At 27.7% G+C, this 15,482-nt stretch carries 17 protein-coding genes; 11 read left to right on the top strand and 6 right to left on the bottom strand.

Annotated features, from left to right (window positions below):
• Positions 1-18: 18 nt before the first annotated feature.
• Entirely contained in the window at positions 19-492 is a 474-nt protein-coding gene (gene agaB, locus ACFYH6_RS06480; protein WP_416180174.1) for a PTS galactosamine transporter subunit IIB, read from the bottom strand.
• A 320-nt stretch (positions 493-812) separates the two neighbouring features.
• On the opposite strand from agaB, the gene ACFYH6_RS06475 reads away from it, so the two are divergent.
• From ACFYH6_RS06475 to ACFYH6_RS06450, 6 genes are read left to right on the top strand one after another with little or no spacing between them, the layout of a single operon-like run.
• On the top strand, positions 813-1,928 hold the full coding sequence (locus ACFYH6_RS06475; protein WP_416180173.1) for an SIS domain-containing protein: 1,116 nt from the start codon (positions 813-815) through the stop codon (positions 1,926-1,928).
• The gene (locus ACFYH6_RS06470; RefSeq protein ID WP_416180172.1) at positions 1,925-2,578 is read left to right on the top strand and encodes an HAD family hydrolase; all 654 of its coding nucleotides are present in this window, start codon (positions 1,925-1,927) and stop codon (positions 2,576-2,578) included. Before ACFYH6_RS06475 ends, ACFYH6_RS06470 begins: the two co-directional genes overlap by 4 nt.
• The gene (locus ACFYH6_RS06465; RefSeq protein ID WP_416180171.1) at positions 2,575-3,228 is read left to right on the top strand and encodes a ribulose-phosphate 3-epimerase; all 654 of its coding nucleotides are present in this window, start codon (positions 2,575-2,577) and stop codon (positions 3,226-3,228) included. Before ACFYH6_RS06470 ends, ACFYH6_RS06465 begins: the two co-directional genes overlap by 4 nt.
• A gap of 7 nt (positions 3,229-3,235) precedes the next feature.
• A complete protein-coding gene (locus ACFYH6_RS06460; protein WP_416180170.1) occupies positions 3,236-4,288 on the top strand; it encodes an SIS domain-containing protein in 1,053 nt (350 codons plus the stop codon).
• Between the two features lie 10 nt (positions 4,289-4,298).
• Entirely contained in the window at positions 4,299-5,402 is a 1,104-nt protein-coding gene (locus tag ACFYH6_RS06455) for an SIS domain-containing protein (protein ID WP_416180169.1), read from the top strand.
• A gap of 18 nt (positions 5,403-5,420) precedes the next feature.
• The gene (locus ACFYH6_RS06450; protein WP_416180168.1) at positions 5,421-6,005 is read left to right on the top strand and encodes a hypothetical protein; all 585 of its coding nucleotides are present in this window, start codon (positions 5,421-5,423) and stop codon (positions 6,003-6,005) included.
• A gap of 48 nt (positions 6,006-6,053) precedes the next feature.
• Here ACFYH6_RS06450 and ACFYH6_RS06445 read toward each other — a convergent pair whose 3' ends face one another.
• Together ACFYH6_RS06445 and ACFYH6_RS06440 are read right to left on the bottom strand one after the other, a co-directional pair.
• On the bottom strand, positions 6,054-6,818 hold the full coding sequence (locus ACFYH6_RS06445; protein WP_416180167.1) for a hypothetical protein: 765 nt from the start codon (positions 6,816-6,818) through the stop codon (positions 6,054-6,056).
• Between the two features lie 177 nt (positions 6,819-6,995).
• Positions 6,996-7,448, bottom strand: a complete 453-nt coding sequence (locus tag ACFYH6_RS06440) for a metallophosphoesterase family protein (RefSeq protein ID WP_416180166.1) — start codon at positions 7,446-7,448, stop codon at positions 6,996-6,998.
• 116 nt (positions 7,449-7,564) lie between these two features.
• Here ACFYH6_RS06440 and ACFYH6_RS06435 point away from each other — a divergent pair, with 116 nt between their 5' ends.
• Positions 7,565-7,978, top strand: coding sequence for an EamA family transporter (locus ACFYH6_RS06435; protein WP_416180202.1), 414 nt, complete (start codon positions 7,565-7,567; stop codon positions 7,976-7,978).
• 67 nt (positions 7,979-8,045) lie between these two features.
• On the opposite strand, the gene ACFYH6_RS06430 is transcribed toward ACFYH6_RS06435, so the two are convergent.
• The 3 genes from ACFYH6_RS06430 to ACFYH6_RS06420 all read right to left on the bottom strand — a co-directional run bounded on the left by ACFYH6_RS06430 (position 8,046) and on the right by ACFYH6_RS06420 (position 10,266).
• Positions 8,046-8,261, bottom strand: a complete 216-nt coding sequence (locus ACFYH6_RS06430) for a hypothetical protein (RefSeq protein ID WP_416180165.1) — start codon at positions 8,259-8,261, stop codon at positions 8,046-8,048.
• Between the two features lie 131 nt (positions 8,262-8,392).
• Positions 8,393-9,592, bottom strand: coding sequence for a sensor histidine kinase (locus ACFYH6_RS06425; RefSeq protein WP_416180164.1), 1,200 nt, complete (start codon positions 9,590-9,592; stop codon positions 8,393-8,395).
• Between the two features lie 2 nt (positions 9,593-9,594).
• Positions 9,595-10,266: a response regulator transcription factor gene (locus ACFYH6_RS06420; protein ID WP_316344442.1), complete on the bottom strand. Its 672-nt coding sequence runs from the start codon at positions 10,264-10,266 to the stop codon at positions 9,595-9,597.
• Between the two features lie 154 nt (positions 10,267-10,420).
• Here ACFYH6_RS06420 and ACFYH6_RS06415 point away from each other — a divergent pair, with 154 nt between their 5' ends.
• The 4 genes from ACFYH6_RS06415 to ACFYH6_RS06400 all read left to right on the top strand — a co-directional run bounded on the left by ACFYH6_RS06415 (position 10,421) and on the right by ACFYH6_RS06400 (position 15,318).
• Entirely contained in the window at positions 10,421-11,104 is a 684-nt protein-coding gene (locus tag ACFYH6_RS06415; RefSeq protein WP_416180163.1) for a polyphosphate polymerase domain-containing protein, read from the top strand.
• Positions 11,105-11,127: 23 nt separating this feature from the next.
• Positions 11,128-11,802, top strand: a complete 675-nt coding sequence (locus tag ACFYH6_RS06410) for a DUF4956 domain-containing protein (protein ID WP_316344444.1) — start codon at positions 11,128-11,130, stop codon at positions 11,800-11,802.
• Positions 11,803-11,822: 20 nt separating this feature from the next.
• Entirely contained in the window at positions 11,823-13,940 is a 2,118-nt protein-coding gene (locus ACFYH6_RS06405; RefSeq protein ID WP_416180162.1) for a CotH kinase family protein, read from the top strand.
• 265 nt (positions 13,941-14,205) lie between these two features.
• Complete coding sequence (locus ACFYH6_RS06400) at positions 14,206-15,318, top strand: DEAD/DEAH box helicase (RefSeq protein ID WP_416180161.1); 1,113 nt, start codon at positions 14,206-14,208, stop codon at positions 15,316-15,318.
• Positions 15,319-15,482: the final 164 nt, after the last annotated feature.

Here is a 15,482-nt window from a genome sequence, read left to right as displayed (position 1 = left end):
CCCTTTAAAATGTACATATTAAATTTTGTACTTTTTATCTCCTGGTGCTATTTGAATATATACTTCTGCTCCCATACTCTTCATAGCTTCAAAATCTTGCATATCTTTTTCATCTACATAAACATGTTGTTCATGTAAAACTTTTTTACCAGGTTTAACGTGCATATTTCCAATATTAACACTTCTAATAGGTACCCCACCTTCCATTAACTTTCTCATGTTTTCAGGTGTCTTACAAACAATAAAGATGTGTTGCTTTGGACTTGCTTTATGAATAATATCAATGGTTTTTTGTAATGAAAAGAATCGTATTCCTACTCCAGCAGAATCTGCAGTCATCTTCATTACAGATTTTTGAATATCATCATTTGCACATTCATCATCTGCAACAAGAATTAAATTTGCTTGACTTGCACCAACCCAGGAATTTCCAACTTGTCCATGTACTAGACGATTATCTATTCTAGCAAGTACGATATTTGGTTCACTCATATTATTTACCTCCTTTCACTTGATTATCTGTATAATTTTTCTATAAATTCTATATATTTTATGTTAAAACTATCCATTATATTTGTCAATATATTATCTCAAATTTCTGAACAACTTATATATTTTCTTATTTAAACCTTATAAATTATTATGTTTATATGCTATTAATATTAAGCTATATCTCATTTATCAGAAAATTCTCTTTATTTTCTCTGAATAATTTGTTATTATATATTTGTAATGTTGTTATTACAAATTTTATTGAATTGTAATAATAAATAGTACAACACTTATTTTTTTATAAAAAGGGGGATTTTAAAATGGAAAAAGAAAACGTGCCTACTATGCTGACCTATATTAAAGAAACACCTGAACAATTATCAATCAATACTGCTCGTTCTAAGGAGTTAACTAAATCTTTAGTAAATCTTTATTTAAAGAAAGATTATGAAACTATATGGATTATAGCTTGTGGCTCAAGTTCTAATGCTTCTCAATGCGCTAAACCATTTATGATGAAGTATTTGAATTGTGATATTAAAATCGTTACTCCTAGTACTTTTGTTTATACAGAAAATAAACTAAAAGAAAATGATCTAGCTTTTGTAATTTCGCAAAGTGGATGTTCTACAAACTCTATTGCTGCTTTGAATAAACTAAAGGAGTTAGGATATCCACCTATTGGAATAACAGGAAATATAAATTCTGATTTCAAAGATTATTCAGATCCTATTATAGATTATGGAGTAGGAATAGAAACAGTGGGATATGTTACAAAAGGAGTTACTACCCTTGCTCAATTCTTAATGTTATTTGCTTTAGAAGCTGCTTTAGCAAAGGGAACAATATCTCAAGATATCTATAACGAAGTATTAAATGAACTCAAAGATGTTCCTAGAAGACACGAAGTGGTTCAAAATGAAACATGGGATTTTTATGAAAGAAATAAAGCTATATTAACTTCTATGAATGTATCTTATACTTGTGGTTTTCTACAAGGCTATGGTATAGCAACCGAAGGAGCTCTTAAGCTTGGTGAAACTATTAAGATTCCTAGTTTTGCTTATGAGGCTGAAGAATTTATCCACGGACCAAATCTTCAATTAACTCCTAACTACACATTATTTTTTATTGATGATTTCTCTGTAGGTAGCGACAGATTAATTCAAATTTATAAAGCTGCTCATAGCGTAAGTGATAAAGTATTTGCAATTACAAATAATACAGCTATTGACGATAAATATTCAGTACGTTTACCTTTTGATATTAAGGAACCACTATTATCACCATTATATGTATTACCTTTCTTCCAAATCATCGCGCATCAAGCAACTACTGATTTAAATAGATGGAATAAGCATCCAATGTTTGCGCATTTTAAAGAATATGCTGATTCAAAAACTGAAAGCATTAAAGACATTATGCCAGAATTATGATAAAAGCTATTATTTTTGATATGGATGGTGTTCTTATCGACAGTGAACCTTATTATCAAAGTGAACTTATAAAATGTTTTCAACACTTTAACATAAAAGTTACTTTTGCTGACTTAATCCCACTTGCTGGAGGTTCAACTAATCATTATGACCAAGTTGTTAATCCTCTTCTTGAAAAGGGACATGTACCACGAGATGCATTTGACAATTATTGCAACCTTAATTATGAAAGAAATCCTGTTCCTTATCCAAAGCTTCTCTTCCCTAATGTAAGAGAAGTTTTGGATTGGATAACAAATCATAATTATCCTATTGCTCTCGCATCAAGTTCAAAAGAATATGAAATAAGAAATGTTTTAAAAGCCTGTGATATTGAATCATATTTTGAATTCATTATAAGTGGAGAGAATTTTAAGGAATCTAAACCTAACCCTGAAATATATCTAGCCTGTGTGAAAAAATTAGGGTTATCTCCTCAGGAATGTATGGCTATTGAAGATAGTGAATATGGTATTACAGCAGCTAAAAAAGCAGGATTAACTTGTATAGCAAAAGAAGATTTACGATTTGGTTATAACCAAACAAAAGCTGACTTCATAGTTAAAGATTTGTTTGAGATTATTAATATATTAAAGGAGGAAGCGAAATGAAAAAAATTCTATGTCCTTCTATGATGTGTGCAAATTATGCTAATTTAGGGCAAGAGATTCGATTATTGGAAGAAGCTAAAATCGATATATTCCATTTAGATGTAATGGATGGGAATTTTGTTCCAAATTTCGGTATGGGGCTTCAAGATATTGAATTTATTTGCAAAAATTCTCATAAGCCTTGTGATGTACATTTAATGATAAATCACCCTGAACATTATATAGAAAAATTCATTGATTTAGGATGTGAAATTGTTTATATTCACCCTGAAGCTGATATTCAGGCTTGCAGAACACTACAAAAAATTAAAGACTTAGGTGCACATCCTGGCATAGCAGTTAATCCAGGAACATCTTTTGAGTCTATTAAAAACTTACTATACTTATGTGATTATGTTATTGTTATGACTGTAAATCCAGGGTTTTCTGGCCAACATTATTTAGACTTTATTACTCCTAAATTTCAAGAGTTTGTTGAACATGCTCCATTATATGGTGGTTATCATGTAATGATTGATGGTGCATGTTCTCCTGAAAAAATAAAGGAATTATCACTAATTGGTGTAGAGGGCTTCATCTTAGGAACAAGTGCATTATTTCATAAAAATAAGCCTTATTCAACAATTATTGATAATCTAAGAAAGGAATGATATTTAAATGAATTTAAATGAATCAATATTTTGGAAAGAAATACACCAACAATCTGATTGCATAAAGGAATGTTTAAAATGCAATCTAAGTATAATACAAGAAATCGCAAACGATGTAGAAAAAAGAAAGATTAAAAATATTGTTTTTGCAGCAAGAGGAAGTAGCGAACATGCAGCACAGGTTGCAAAATATGTCTTTGAAATTTATACAGACATCCACACAAGTATTTCTTCACCTTCAGTCGTAACTTGCTATGAAGGCAATATCAACTATTCAGATACTATGGTAATTGGTATTAGTCAATCTGGTGGTGCCAAAGATATTTATCAAGTTATGCAGAAATGTGTTAATGATGGTGGTCTTTGTATTTCTATTACAAATGAACCTAATTGCTTAATGTCTACTATTGGAGATTATAAAATTAATAATTGTTGTGGAATAGAAAAAAGTATTACAGCTGGTAAATCATATATTACTCAATTAACAATATTAATATCATTAGCTGCATATATTTCAAAAAATCAAGATTTACTTCATTTAATTAATGAACTTCCTGAGATAGTTCAGGAATCTTATGCTCTTGAAAATCAAGTGAATGATATTATTCCTCTATTTAGAAACAGTGAACATCTATTAATTTTCGGAAGAGGTTTATTATATGCTTTAGCCTTAGAAAGTGAATTAAAAATACAAGAAACAAGTTATTTAGATGCTCGTTGTTATGCTGCAAGTGATTATCAACATGGTCCTATCGCAACAGCATTACCTTTTGTTCCAACAATATTTTTTATTGCTGATAAAAAAACAAATGAAAGTATTATTCAATTACATCAAAGATTAAAAAAAGAAAAAAATATATATTCTCTTATCATAACAAACAACCATGAAATTGCAAACTTAGGTGATGCCTCCATCTTAATACCTGAAAAATATGATGGATTAAAGGCTGTCTTTGTATGTGCAGTAATTTCTCAAATGTTTGCTTGCTTATTATCAATCTCTAGAGGCTATAATCCTGATAAACCTACTGGTGTATCTAAACATACAGTAACAATTTAAGGAGGCAAATATGAAATTAGTTACAATGAAAGATTATATTTATTCCACACCAGAAAAAGTTCTAGCTAATGTTTCTAGAGCTAAAACTTTAACAGAAGAGATAGTTAATCTATATACAAGAAAACAATATAAACAAATAACCTTTGTTGCATCTGGTTCAAGTTATACTGCAATTCAATGTGCAAGGGGATTCTTATGCGAAATGCTGGATACTGATATTAAAATTATTAACCCATACACCTTTGCAGAATATGATTATCGCTATGTAAAAGAAGACCACTTTGTAGTAATTGTAAGTCAGAGTGGTGCTAGTACTAATTGTATCTCTGCTTTAAAAAAGCTACATGAGATCAATCATGAAAAAATTGTATTAACAGCTAATGTAAATGGTGATTGCTCTAAATATGCTGATTATATATTAGATTGGGGTTGTGGTATTGAAACCATGGGCTATGTAACTTTAGGTGTTGTTACTTTAATTGCATATTTACAATTATTTTCAGTTTATGCAAAGAAAAAAATAACTTCTATTGATTATATTGAATATTGTGAATCTCAGATTATAAAGGCTATGGAAAATCATAAAATTCTTTGCAAGGATACTGAGCTATTTATTCATAATCACTATCAAAACCTTATGCAAATGGATCGTGTTTATGTTTTAGGATGTGGATCTAACTATGGAACAGCATTAGAAGGTGCACTTAAAATTGGTGAAACAGTTAAAGTTCTCGCTGTTGGCTATGAACAAGATGAATTTTTACATGGACCAGCTTTACAATTATCACCTCATTATACAGTTTTCTTAATAGATAATGGTGATGATACAAAGGACCATGCATTACAAACTTTTACTGCACTTTTAAAAGCTGTTCCAAATACCTACATAATTACACCTGAAAATATAAATCATAATAATGTTTTGCACATTGAAAATTCATGTGACGAGCCATTTACATGCCTATATTACTTAGCATTCTTTCAATTAATAGCTGAAGTGATTTCTACTGATCTTAATTCCAAGAAATCACATCCACTTTATTATGAAATGAATAAAATAATGGATTTCAGAACACCAGAATTTAGAAAAAAACATGATGCAAGTGATGACTAATAGGAAGGAGCGATTTTTGTGTTTCTTGCAATTCAAAAAAGAATTAACTATATTTTAATTATTTTATTTTTACTTACAGCACTTCTTCTGTATGGAATGTATAATATAATTATCCTTTATACTAATTGGGGCTTTATAGGTATATTAATATGCTTTATTCTTACTGTTACTATTGTTTATTTGTTATTAAGCTTTATAAAAAATAATATAGAAACAATTATTATTTATAGAATGCTTTCAAAAAAACAAATCGCTTTAGCTAAAATAAAAAAAGCAACATTCTATAAGGCAAGTCGTGATCTTTATTTTTCAAATCACAATATATATAAATTTGACATTGAAATTTATACACAAAATCACGAAAAACTAAGTATGACGATTTATGAAGATGTGGAAGATACTAATTTTTCTTCATTACCTGGTTACGCCTACGTTACATACGACAGTAATTCTGAAAAGGTTAGCCTTGTTCCAACTTTTCTTCTTTTTATGTCACCTAGTTTAAAGGATATTGTAAAGGACTTTGAGGAAACTTATAAACCAAAATATTTAGAAATAGTAAAAAAACATGGATTAACAATAAAAAAGTTTTCAAACAAATAAAGCTCAAAAAAATACCGTTTATAATATAAGCGGTATTTTTTAATATTATTAATCTAAAAGTCTGCTTACTATATCATTTGTGCCTTGTGCAATTGGTATTATATTTTTAACAAAGGAAATAGTTGTATTAATACTTGTAAGTAAGCTCAATACCTTTTTTATGCTTTCTTTAAAACTTTTATTATTAGAAGCTTCTTCACAAATATTTTTATTTAACATTATGCTTCCTAATCCTTGTTCTATAGATATCTTTAGTCCATCTATTCCATATATCTTATATTCTTCTATCTTATCATATAAATCACTAAGCACGCTATTTATGAAGGACTTTAGTTCACTATTTACTTCTAATTCTTCTAGCTCTTTTATTAATACTTGTATTTTTTCTTTAAATTTAATCAAATTTTCTTCTTCAATATTTCTATATTGATTACATACATCTAAAGCTACTGCTAACCCATTTATAGATATCAATATTTCCTTTGTGATTATACTGTCTAACTTGTGTATATCATCATCTAATCCTACTGCCATAATCCTTTTTTCAAAATTAGTAAGTGATTTTACTAATTCATCTTTTGAGTGACTTTCAATTTTATTAGTAAGTTTTTTTATACTTTCTATCATTTCAATAACTTGTATGATAGATTTAAATATTTTTTCATCATCGTTTATATCTAAATCGAAAACTTGAGCAAGAACTGATTCCACTGTCCTAAATCTACTTTGTTTGTTAGCATTATTACTACAAAACTCTTTTGATTTACTTAAAATTTCATATAGTCTAACTGCCGGATTAGTTGATAATAGCATACTACCCCCTCCATATAATTATATACAGTTACTATTTCTATATTGTCATGCTGTTCTCCTCTTTTTTTCTTTAATATTAATAGTTTTTTAAGCATTAAATATTATTAAATTATAATTAAAATTTAAATTTATCTCTTACTATATATAATGTTTCAAATGTATATTATATGTATGTTTTTAACTATTAATATTGATTTTTTTAATATCTATTTTCTCATTATCAATATTCATAATTGCCATAGTTAGTGGCAAAGAAAATCTCCTTTTACCACAGCTTCCTGGATTAACATATAGGATATTATCCTTGATTTCTAAGTTATATTTATGAGAATGACCATATATTATTATGTCTACTTCTTCTAAATTAGCATTAATATTATTTTTTTCATGAACTATATAAATCCTCTTACCTTCTACCTCAATAAACTCTTCTTCTTTTAATATACCTTCAAGTTCACCTTTTTCATTATTTCCCTTTACAGCTATAGTCCTAGTTATTCTACTAAGTCTTTCTAATATATCATTATTACATATATCTCCTGCATGTATAATTAAATCGCATTGATTTAAATTATCTATTACCTCTTCTCTTAATAAATCATGTGTATCGGAAATAATCCCTACTTTCATAATTTATCATCACCTTTCTTTATCTTTATTGATATTATATAATAAAATTATAATTACATTATAGATGGAGGAAATTTATATTGTTAAAAAAAATTAATTTTAAAGGAGCTATTCATATGTGGGTTATTTATGCTTTATTATCTGCTCTTTTTGCAGCACTTACTTCAATATTAGCTAAAATAGGAATTGAAAACATAAACTCCAATCTAGCTACTGCCATCCGTACAGTTGTTGTATTAATAATGGCTTGGGGAATAGTATTAATTAATGGTAGTATAAGTCAAATTAGTAACATAACTCAAAAAAGCTGGATATTCTTAATTTTATCTGGTATTGCAACAGGGCTTTCTTGGTTATTTTACTACAAGGCTTTACAAATAGGTGAAGCCTCTAAAGTAGTACCAATAGATAAATTTAGTGTTGTAATAACTATGATTTTAGCCTTTGTAATACTAAAAGAAGCTGCTAGCTTTAAAACTGTTATAGGTGGAATATTTATTACAATAGGTACCTTTATCATGATATTATAACCATAACAAAGAAGAAACCAAGCATTTGCTTAGTTTCTTCTTTGTTATAACTATTAAGTATATTATTTTAATAACTTTCTATTACATCTTTAATGATGTCTTTTATTTCATTTACTGATAAATCTAGTGTTTCAAGTCCACCTATATCACATTTGGATGTATACTTTATATTATTAAATATTCTTGCATATAGTTGTTTTTTGTTATCAAACTTCTCATTATCTTCTAATATATACTTGTAAAGTATTCTTGTTTCTTTTTCTATATAATCTCTATCATTCATAATAAACTCCCAATATCTAATATATATGTTGGTACTTAATATACCAAACATATTCTAATAAATACAATTTTAACTCTTTGCCATAATAAATTCAACCAAAGTTAATCTGATTTACATACTACTAAGTTATATTAAAGATTAAATTCTATTATAAATGTTGTATCCTTTCCTATATTACTTTCAGCATATATTTTACCTTTATGACTTTCAACTATTGATTTAGCTATAGATAATCCCAAACCATATCCTCCTGTTTCTCTGGCTCTTGATGTATCTACCCTATAAAATCTTTCAAATATTTTGTCTAAATCTTCTTTTTTTATGCCTTCCCCCGTATTTCTCACTTTAAGCTTTACTTTATTTTTATCTTGCCTTAATTCTACATCTATTTTCCCACTCTTATTAGTATATTTTATTGCATTATCTAGCAATATTATAAATACTTTCTTTATATTTTCTTTATCTCCTTTTAAGATCACATCATCTTCTATATTAGATGATAGTTCAATATTATTTTCAAAGAATACTGCTTCAAAAGTAAGCAATACATTATTAATTAATTTACTAATATCAAAGTCTACGAATTCTTCTAATTCCTTACCTGTATCTAGCTTCGCTAAGGATAGCATTTCATCTATTAATTTAGACATTCTTTCTATTTGATTGTTAATATAATTAAGCCATTTACTTTGACTTTCTACTGTTTCACTCCCATTAGATAAAATTAATGATGTATTTGTCCTAATAATAGTTAATGGTGTTTTTAATTCATGTGAAGCATTTGCAATAAATTGCTTTTGCTTTTCAAAACTTTCTTTAATAGGCTTAATAGTTCTATTAGTTAAATAGATACTTATAAATAATAATAAAATAAGACTTATACCACCAATGCCTATAAATACTTTTAATAAATTATTTAATACGTTAATTTGTTGTTCTCTACTCATAAGAACTATTTTTAGTCCCTTAGGAGTATATTCCTTTAAATACCCGTAACTGCTTCCCTCTATTTTTATCTTATCCAAATTATTTTCACTTTTAATTATTGTATATATAGTATTTTCAAGTATATCTTCATCAATTTCAGTATAACTAGTAACCTTTGCTATATTATTATCAGCATCTAATTCTATAATTACACTACTGCTCATCATAGGAAAATTTGGACCTAGCTTTCTAGGATTAGACATAGTGTTCCTTAATTCATGCTCTAAATCCTTTTCCATACTTATAGCTGTTGATATATAAATTGTACCAAAGATTAATACAAACACCATTGTCAATAAAGACATATTAATTAATATAAATTTTTTCTTTAATTTATCAAACAAGATTAATCCTCCAATCTATATCCAACACCTCTTATTGTTACTATGTTTACTTTAGATTTTAAATAAGCTAATTTCTTTCTAATAAATGAAATATAAACTTCTATGTTGTTATACTCAACTTCTGAATCAAATCCCCAAAGCTTAGTTATTAAATCATCTTTACTAACAACACATCTTGGCCTTTCCATAAAATATTTAATAATTTCAAATTCTTTTAGAGTTAATCTTATACTTTCATCATTTGCATCTAAATCATAAGTATTTATATTTAATCTTATATCCCCATAAGTTAATATATTTTCATTGATTACATTGCCCTTTCTTCTAGTTATAGACCTAAGTCTAGCTAATAATTCTTCTGCAGCAAAGGGCTTTGATAAATAATCATCTGCTCCTAAATCTAATCCTAAGACTCTATCTTCTATTTGAGTCTTTGCAGTTAACATAATGATTGGAGTAAGAATCCCTTCTTTTCTTAATTTTTTTAATATGCTTAATCCATCTAACTTAGGTAACATTATATCTAATACTATTACATCATATATATCTGTTAGTGCAAAATTCAGCCCATCTTCCCCATCATAAACTGCATCTACAGTGTATTTATTATTAGTTAATATTTGAACTAAAGCTTCTGATAATTCTCTTTCATCTTCAATTAAAAGTAGTTTCATTTTATTACCTCCATAATTAAAGTGTTTTATACTATTTTTCTTCTTATTTTATTACATAACAAAATTTTACCACAGAAACCTTAAAATAAAATTAAATTTAAGACTATATTAAGGTTCCTATAATAGTATTATTTTGACAGGAGGTGAAAATTTTATGACAAAGCCAAGACATGAAATTAAAGTTTTTATTAATTACTCTGACTATATTTCTATAAAAAATAGGCTTAAATACTTTGCAACATTAGATAGCAATGCAGGAAAGGATGGTATTTATCATATAAGAAGTTTATATTTTGATAATTATTCTGATAAAGCTTTAATGGAAAAAATTAATGGATTTAACAATAGAGAAAAATTTAGAATTAGATTTTATAATCATGACCATTCTTTTATTAAACTTGAAAAGAAAAGTAAAACTAATGGGTTATGTTATAAATCTTCTGCTCCATTAACAAAGGAAGAATGTGAAAAAGTATTAAATGGAGATATTGAATTTTTAAAGGATTCTAATATTGATGTATTAAAAGAGTTTTATTGTAAATTAAAATATCAATGTCTTAAGCCTAAGACATTAGTTGATTATACTAGAGAAGCTTATATTTTCAGTTCTGGAAATGTAAGAATAACTATAGATAGCAATTTAAAGAGTGGATTATATTCTACAAATATCTTTGATGCTAATCTTCCGACCTTAGGTTTAATAAATGAAAATCCAATAATTTTAGAAATTAAATATGATAATTTTCTTCCTGACATAATAAGAGATCTTATTCAAACTAATATCCGTAGTCAAACTGCTGTATCAAAATATGCAGCTTGTCGATTATTTACAGTATAATTTATATTTTGGAGGTAACAAAAATGACTTTTAATGATATTTTTAAATCTAGCTTTTTAGAAAAAGCTTCTTCATTCTCAATTCTTGATATGGTTATAGCACTTGTTCTTGCATTTGTAATAGGATTATTTATTTTCTTAGTTTACAAAAAGACTTTTAGAGGTGTTATGTACTCTGAAAACTTTGGTGTATCCCTTGTTGCTATGACTTTAATAACAACACTTATTATCCTAGCAGTTACATCAAATGTTGTATTATCCCTTGGTATGGTTGGTGCTTTATCAATTGTAAGATTTAGATCAGCAATTAAAGAACCCTTAGACATAGCTTTTGTTTTTTGGTCAATAAGTATTGGTATAGTTCTTGGAGCTGGTCTTATTCCTCTAGCAGTATTTGGATCTGTTTTCATAGGAATAATATTACTTTTATTTGTAAATAAAAAGAGTTCAGATAATCCTTATATACTAATAGTAAATTGTAATGATGAAGATAGTGAAACTTTAGCAATGACTCATATTAATAAATCTGTAAAGAAACATGTTATAAAATCTAAAACTGTATCTGCTAGCAATGGTATTGAAATTACTGTTGAAATCAGATTAAAGGAAATGTCAACTAAATTTGTTAATGAAATCAACAATTTAGAAGGAGTTAATAACGTAGTTTTAGTAAGCTATAATGGAGACTATATGAATTAGCCCGTAAGGTGGTGTTAAAAATGATTTCAAAAAAACATATAAATGCTATTATAGCTACACTAACTGCTATTGCTGTAGTTTTCACTACTTTAATTTATGTTAATTCTAAAAACATTACTAATAAAGATTCAAGTTCTTCTGGTAATTTTGCTTATATAGATACTGTATTTAACAAGGAAAAAGTAACAGAAATTGATTTGGAAATTAATGAAGATATTTGGAATTCCCTATTAGAAAATGCTATAGATGAAGAATATGTAAATGCAAATATTACTGTTAATGGCACTAAATATAATAATGTTGGTATTAGAGCAAAAGGAAATTCTAGTTTATCTATGGTTGCTAGTGATGACACTACTGATAGATATAGCTTTAAAGTAAAATTTGATGAATATGTAGATGGACAAACTTTAGATGGCTTAAGTAAAATCGCCTTAAACAATATAATGTCTGATGCAACTTATATGAAAGAATATCTTTCCTACGATTTACTTCAGAAAATGGGGGTTCCTACTCCAGCCTTTGCCTTCACAAATATAAAAGTAAATGGTGAAGAATGGGGATTATACTTTGCTGTAGAATCTATTGAAGAAGAGTTTATTGAAAGAAACTACGGTTCTTTATCTGGAAACCTATATAAACCCGAAGGTAATGAAATTGGTGCTATGGGTAATAAAGAAAATATGAAAGGTTTAAATGTTCCTGCTATGGCTAACACGGAAATTCCTGAAGGATTTACACCTCCTAATATGGATGATGCTCAAAACAGTGGCAATGTTGTTCCACCTAATATGAATAATATTGAAGCTCCTGAAGGTTTCACTCCTCCTAATATGGGAAATGGAGAAGTTACTGCTCCTCCTAATATGAATAATGAGCAAACTGATGGAAATTCTGCAGCTAGTACTGATAGTAATATAGAAAACTCCGACTCTCAATTAAATGATAGATCTAATAAAAATGGATTTAGAGGTGGAATGATGGGTGGTGGCGGAATGGGATCTTCTAAGGGTGCAAACCTAGTATATACTGATGATAATAAGGAATCCTATTCTGATATATTTGATAATATAGTATTTAAAACAACCACTGACACTGATGAAGATAAGGTTATTGAAATGATAAAAAATCTAAATGAAGGAACTAATTTAGAAGAATACCTTAACGTAGATGAAATCCTTAGATATTTTGCAGTAAATACCTTCCTTGTTAATTTGGACAGCTATGCTTCTAATATGAAACATAATTATTATCTTTATGAAAAGGATGGAGTATTTGAAATAATTCCTTGGGATTATAACCTTTCCTTTGGTGCCTTTAATATAGGAAGTGCTAGTAATGCTATTAATTTCCCAATAGATAGTCCTGTTACAGATACTCTTGAAAACAGTCCTTTAATAGGTAAGTTATTAGAAGTTGATAAGTATAAAGAATCTTATCATAAATATCTTCAAGAAATAGTTGATTATGTTAATAATGGGACCTATGAAAATACAATAGATCAAGTAAATTCACTTATATCAGATTATGTTAAAAATGATGCTACTGCCTTTTATACTTATGAAGAATATACATCCTCTCTTCCTGAATTAAAAAACTTTGGAATAGATAGAGTAAAAAGTATATCTGCACAACTTGATGGAAGTCAGCCATCTACTAGCTATGGTAATATAGAAACCTCTGTTAATTTAGCTGCTTTAGGTACCCAGGGTATGAATAATAAAAATATGGATATGCAACGACCTAATAATAATATAGGAAATCCGAATATTGGTACTGATTCAGATAATTATAATAAAGGAAATGAAATGAATCCACCTAATATGGATAATAATTTAGATTCAACTACTAGTGCTAGCTTAGAAAATAACGCTGCTAGCAGAGGTGAAATGCAAAGACCTTCTGGAAATAATAATATGAATCCAGAAAATAAGGATACTTTAGCAAATAGTAGTTCTAAAGAAGATCAAATTCCAAATATAAACAATAAAAATAATATGTTTGAAAATATACCAAATAATCAGGCAAATTCTTTTAATATTAAAAGTAACTTGTTAATATTAGGTGGATACCTATTGCTTTTAATTGCCGCTATAATATTCGTAGCTATGTTTAAAAGAAGAAAATTTAAAATATAAATATAGGCTATCTTTATTATATTATTTCCATAGACATATTTTATTTTCTAATAAATCTATTACCTTAAAAATTATTAATGACATTATACTAAGAGATATTACTCAAAGAGATATTTTTAAAAAAGTTGTTGCTATTTATTTAATTTAATGTTATTCTATTTAAGCAGTTGGTACGTAAGTGCTAATTACTTGAGGAGCTTGGGTTGTCTTTCGCCGGATACCAAGCTCCTCTCTATTTATAAAGATTTATGGAAAGGATAAATATATGAATTTTAAAAATTTAAATATAAATTCGTTATTAATTGACTTGTTAAAGAAAAATGGAATAATAAATCCTACTAAGGTTCAAGAAAAGGTTATTCCTAAAATTATTAATAAAAATGATTTAATAGTAAAGTCTAAAACTGGTTCTGGTAAAACACTCTCTTTCTTACTACCTGTCCTTCAAAGAGTAAACACTAATTCTAAAAATACAGAAGTATTAATTTTATCTCCTACTAGAGAACTAGCTATTCAAATTACTGAAGAAGCTAATAAATTTAATATAAATAATTTAAGAATATTAGCTGCTTATGGTGGTAAAGACGTTGGTTCCCAATTAAAGAAACTAGATAAAGGAATAAATATTATAATCGCTACACCTGGAAGACTAATAGATCATTTAGAGAGAAAAAGCATAAACTTAGATAAGTTAAATACAGTTGTTATTGATGAAGCAGATCAAATGCTTTTAATGGGCTTTAGAAATGAAATAGAAAAAATAATGACCTATGCTCCTAAAAAGCTTCAAACTCTTTGTTTTTCTGCAACTATAGATGCTAAAGTTAAAAAGCTTGCTTATAGATATATGAATAATCCAGATATTATAGATATTACAGAAAATGAAAAATCTGAAATTCCTAATATCAAACAAGAAGTTGTTAAGACTACCGATAGATGGAAGCTTGATGCATTAGTTAAAATTATGGAAGAAGATAATCCATTTATGGCTATAATTTTCTGTAGAACTAAAAGACGTGCAGATGAGTTAGAAATAAAACTAGCTGCCAAAGGTATAAAAGCTGCCAAAATACATAGCGATGTTCCTCAAAACAAAAGAGAAAAAATAATGAAAGATTTTAGAAATTGTGAAATACAATATCTAATAGCAACTGATGTTGCCTCAAGAGGAATAGACGTTACTGGAGTAACCCATATATATAACTATGATGCACCTGAAAGTGTTGAAAGCTATATTCACAGAATAGGAAGAACAGCTCGTGCTGGAGATACTGGGTACACTTGCCTTATTACAGATCCTAAAAATTATAATATTTTAGAAGAAATTGAAGAATATTTGAAATTTACTATTCCCGAAAGAGAAGTTAAATTTAGATAAAAAGAGTAGATAAATGTTATATTCCTTGCTCCGTCGCGAGCTCCAAGTCGCCGTCATATAACATTTATCTACTTCAATACTGAATGTAATAATTCCTCATTTTATTCGGAATTATGAAAATGAGGAATTATATAAATTATTTGCTGCCTCATAACTTCCAAGTC

The organism is Clostridium sp. HCS.1 (assembly GCF_047900555.1).
Lineage (GTDB): Bacteria > Bacillota > Clostridia > Clostridiales > Clostridiaceae > Clostridium.
This window is presented reverse-complemented; position numbering and strand designations above follow the sequence as displayed.

What these genes read in the sequence shown, in the direction of transcription:
- ACFYH6_RS06475 (WP_416180173.1), top strand. Translation starts at nt 813, where the DNA reads ATGGAAAAAGAAAACGTGCCTACTATGCTGACCTATATTAAAGAAACA.
- ACFYH6_RS06400 (WP_416180161.1), top strand. Translation starts at nt 14,206, where the DNA reads ATGAATTTTAAAAATTTAAATATAAATTCGTTATTAATTGACTTGTTA.
- ACFYH6_RS06420 (WP_316344442.1), bottom strand. Translation starts at nt 10,266, where the DNA reads ATGAAACTACTTTTAATTGAAGATGAAAGAGAATTATCAGAAGCTTTA.
- ACFYH6_RS06415 (WP_416180163.1), top strand. Translation starts at nt 10,421, where the DNA reads ATGACAAAGCCAAGACATGAAATTAAAGTTTTTATTAATTACTCTGAC.
- ACFYH6_RS06410 (WP_316344444.1), top strand. Translation starts at nt 11,128, where the DNA reads ATGACTTTTAATGATATTTTTAAATCTAGCTTTTTAGAAAAAGCTTCT.
- agaB (WP_416180174.1), bottom strand. Translation starts at nt 492, where the DNA reads ATGAGTGAACCAAATATCGTACTTGCTAGAATAGATAATCGTCTAGTA.
- ACFYH6_RS06460 (WP_416180170.1), top strand. Translation starts at nt 3,236, where the DNA reads ATGAATTTAAATGAATCAATATTTTGGAAAGAAATACACCAACAATCT.
- ACFYH6_RS06430 (WP_416180165.1), bottom strand. Translation starts at nt 8,261, where the DNA reads ATGAATGATAGAGATTATATAGAAAAAGAAACAAGAATACTTTACAAG.
- ACFYH6_RS06465 (WP_416180171.1), top strand. Translation starts at nt 2,575, where the DNA reads ATGAAAAAAATTCTATGTCCTTCTATGATGTGTGCAAATTATGCTAAT.
- ACFYH6_RS06455 (WP_416180169.1), top strand. Translation starts at nt 4,299, where the DNA reads ATGAAATTAGTTACAATGAAAGATTATATTTATTCCACACCAGAAAAA.
- ACFYH6_RS06470 (WP_416180172.1), top strand. Translation starts at nt 1,925, where the DNA reads ATGATAAAAGCTATTATTTTTGATATGGATGGTGTTCTTATCGACAGT.
- ACFYH6_RS06445 (WP_416180167.1), bottom strand. Translation starts at nt 6,818, where the DNA reads ATGCTATTATCAACTAATCCGGCAGTTAGACTATATGAAATTTTAAGT.
- ACFYH6_RS06440 (WP_416180166.1), bottom strand. Translation starts at nt 7,448, where the DNA reads ATGAAAGTAGGGATTATTTCCGATACACATGATTTATTAAGAGAAGAG.
- ACFYH6_RS06405 (WP_416180162.1), top strand. Translation starts at nt 11,823, where the DNA reads ATGATTTCAAAAAAACATATAAATGCTATTATAGCTACACTAACTGCT.
- ACFYH6_RS06435 (WP_416180202.1), top strand. Translation starts at nt 7,565, where the DNA reads ATGTGGGTTATTTATGCTTTATTATCTGCTCTTTTTGCAGCACTTACT.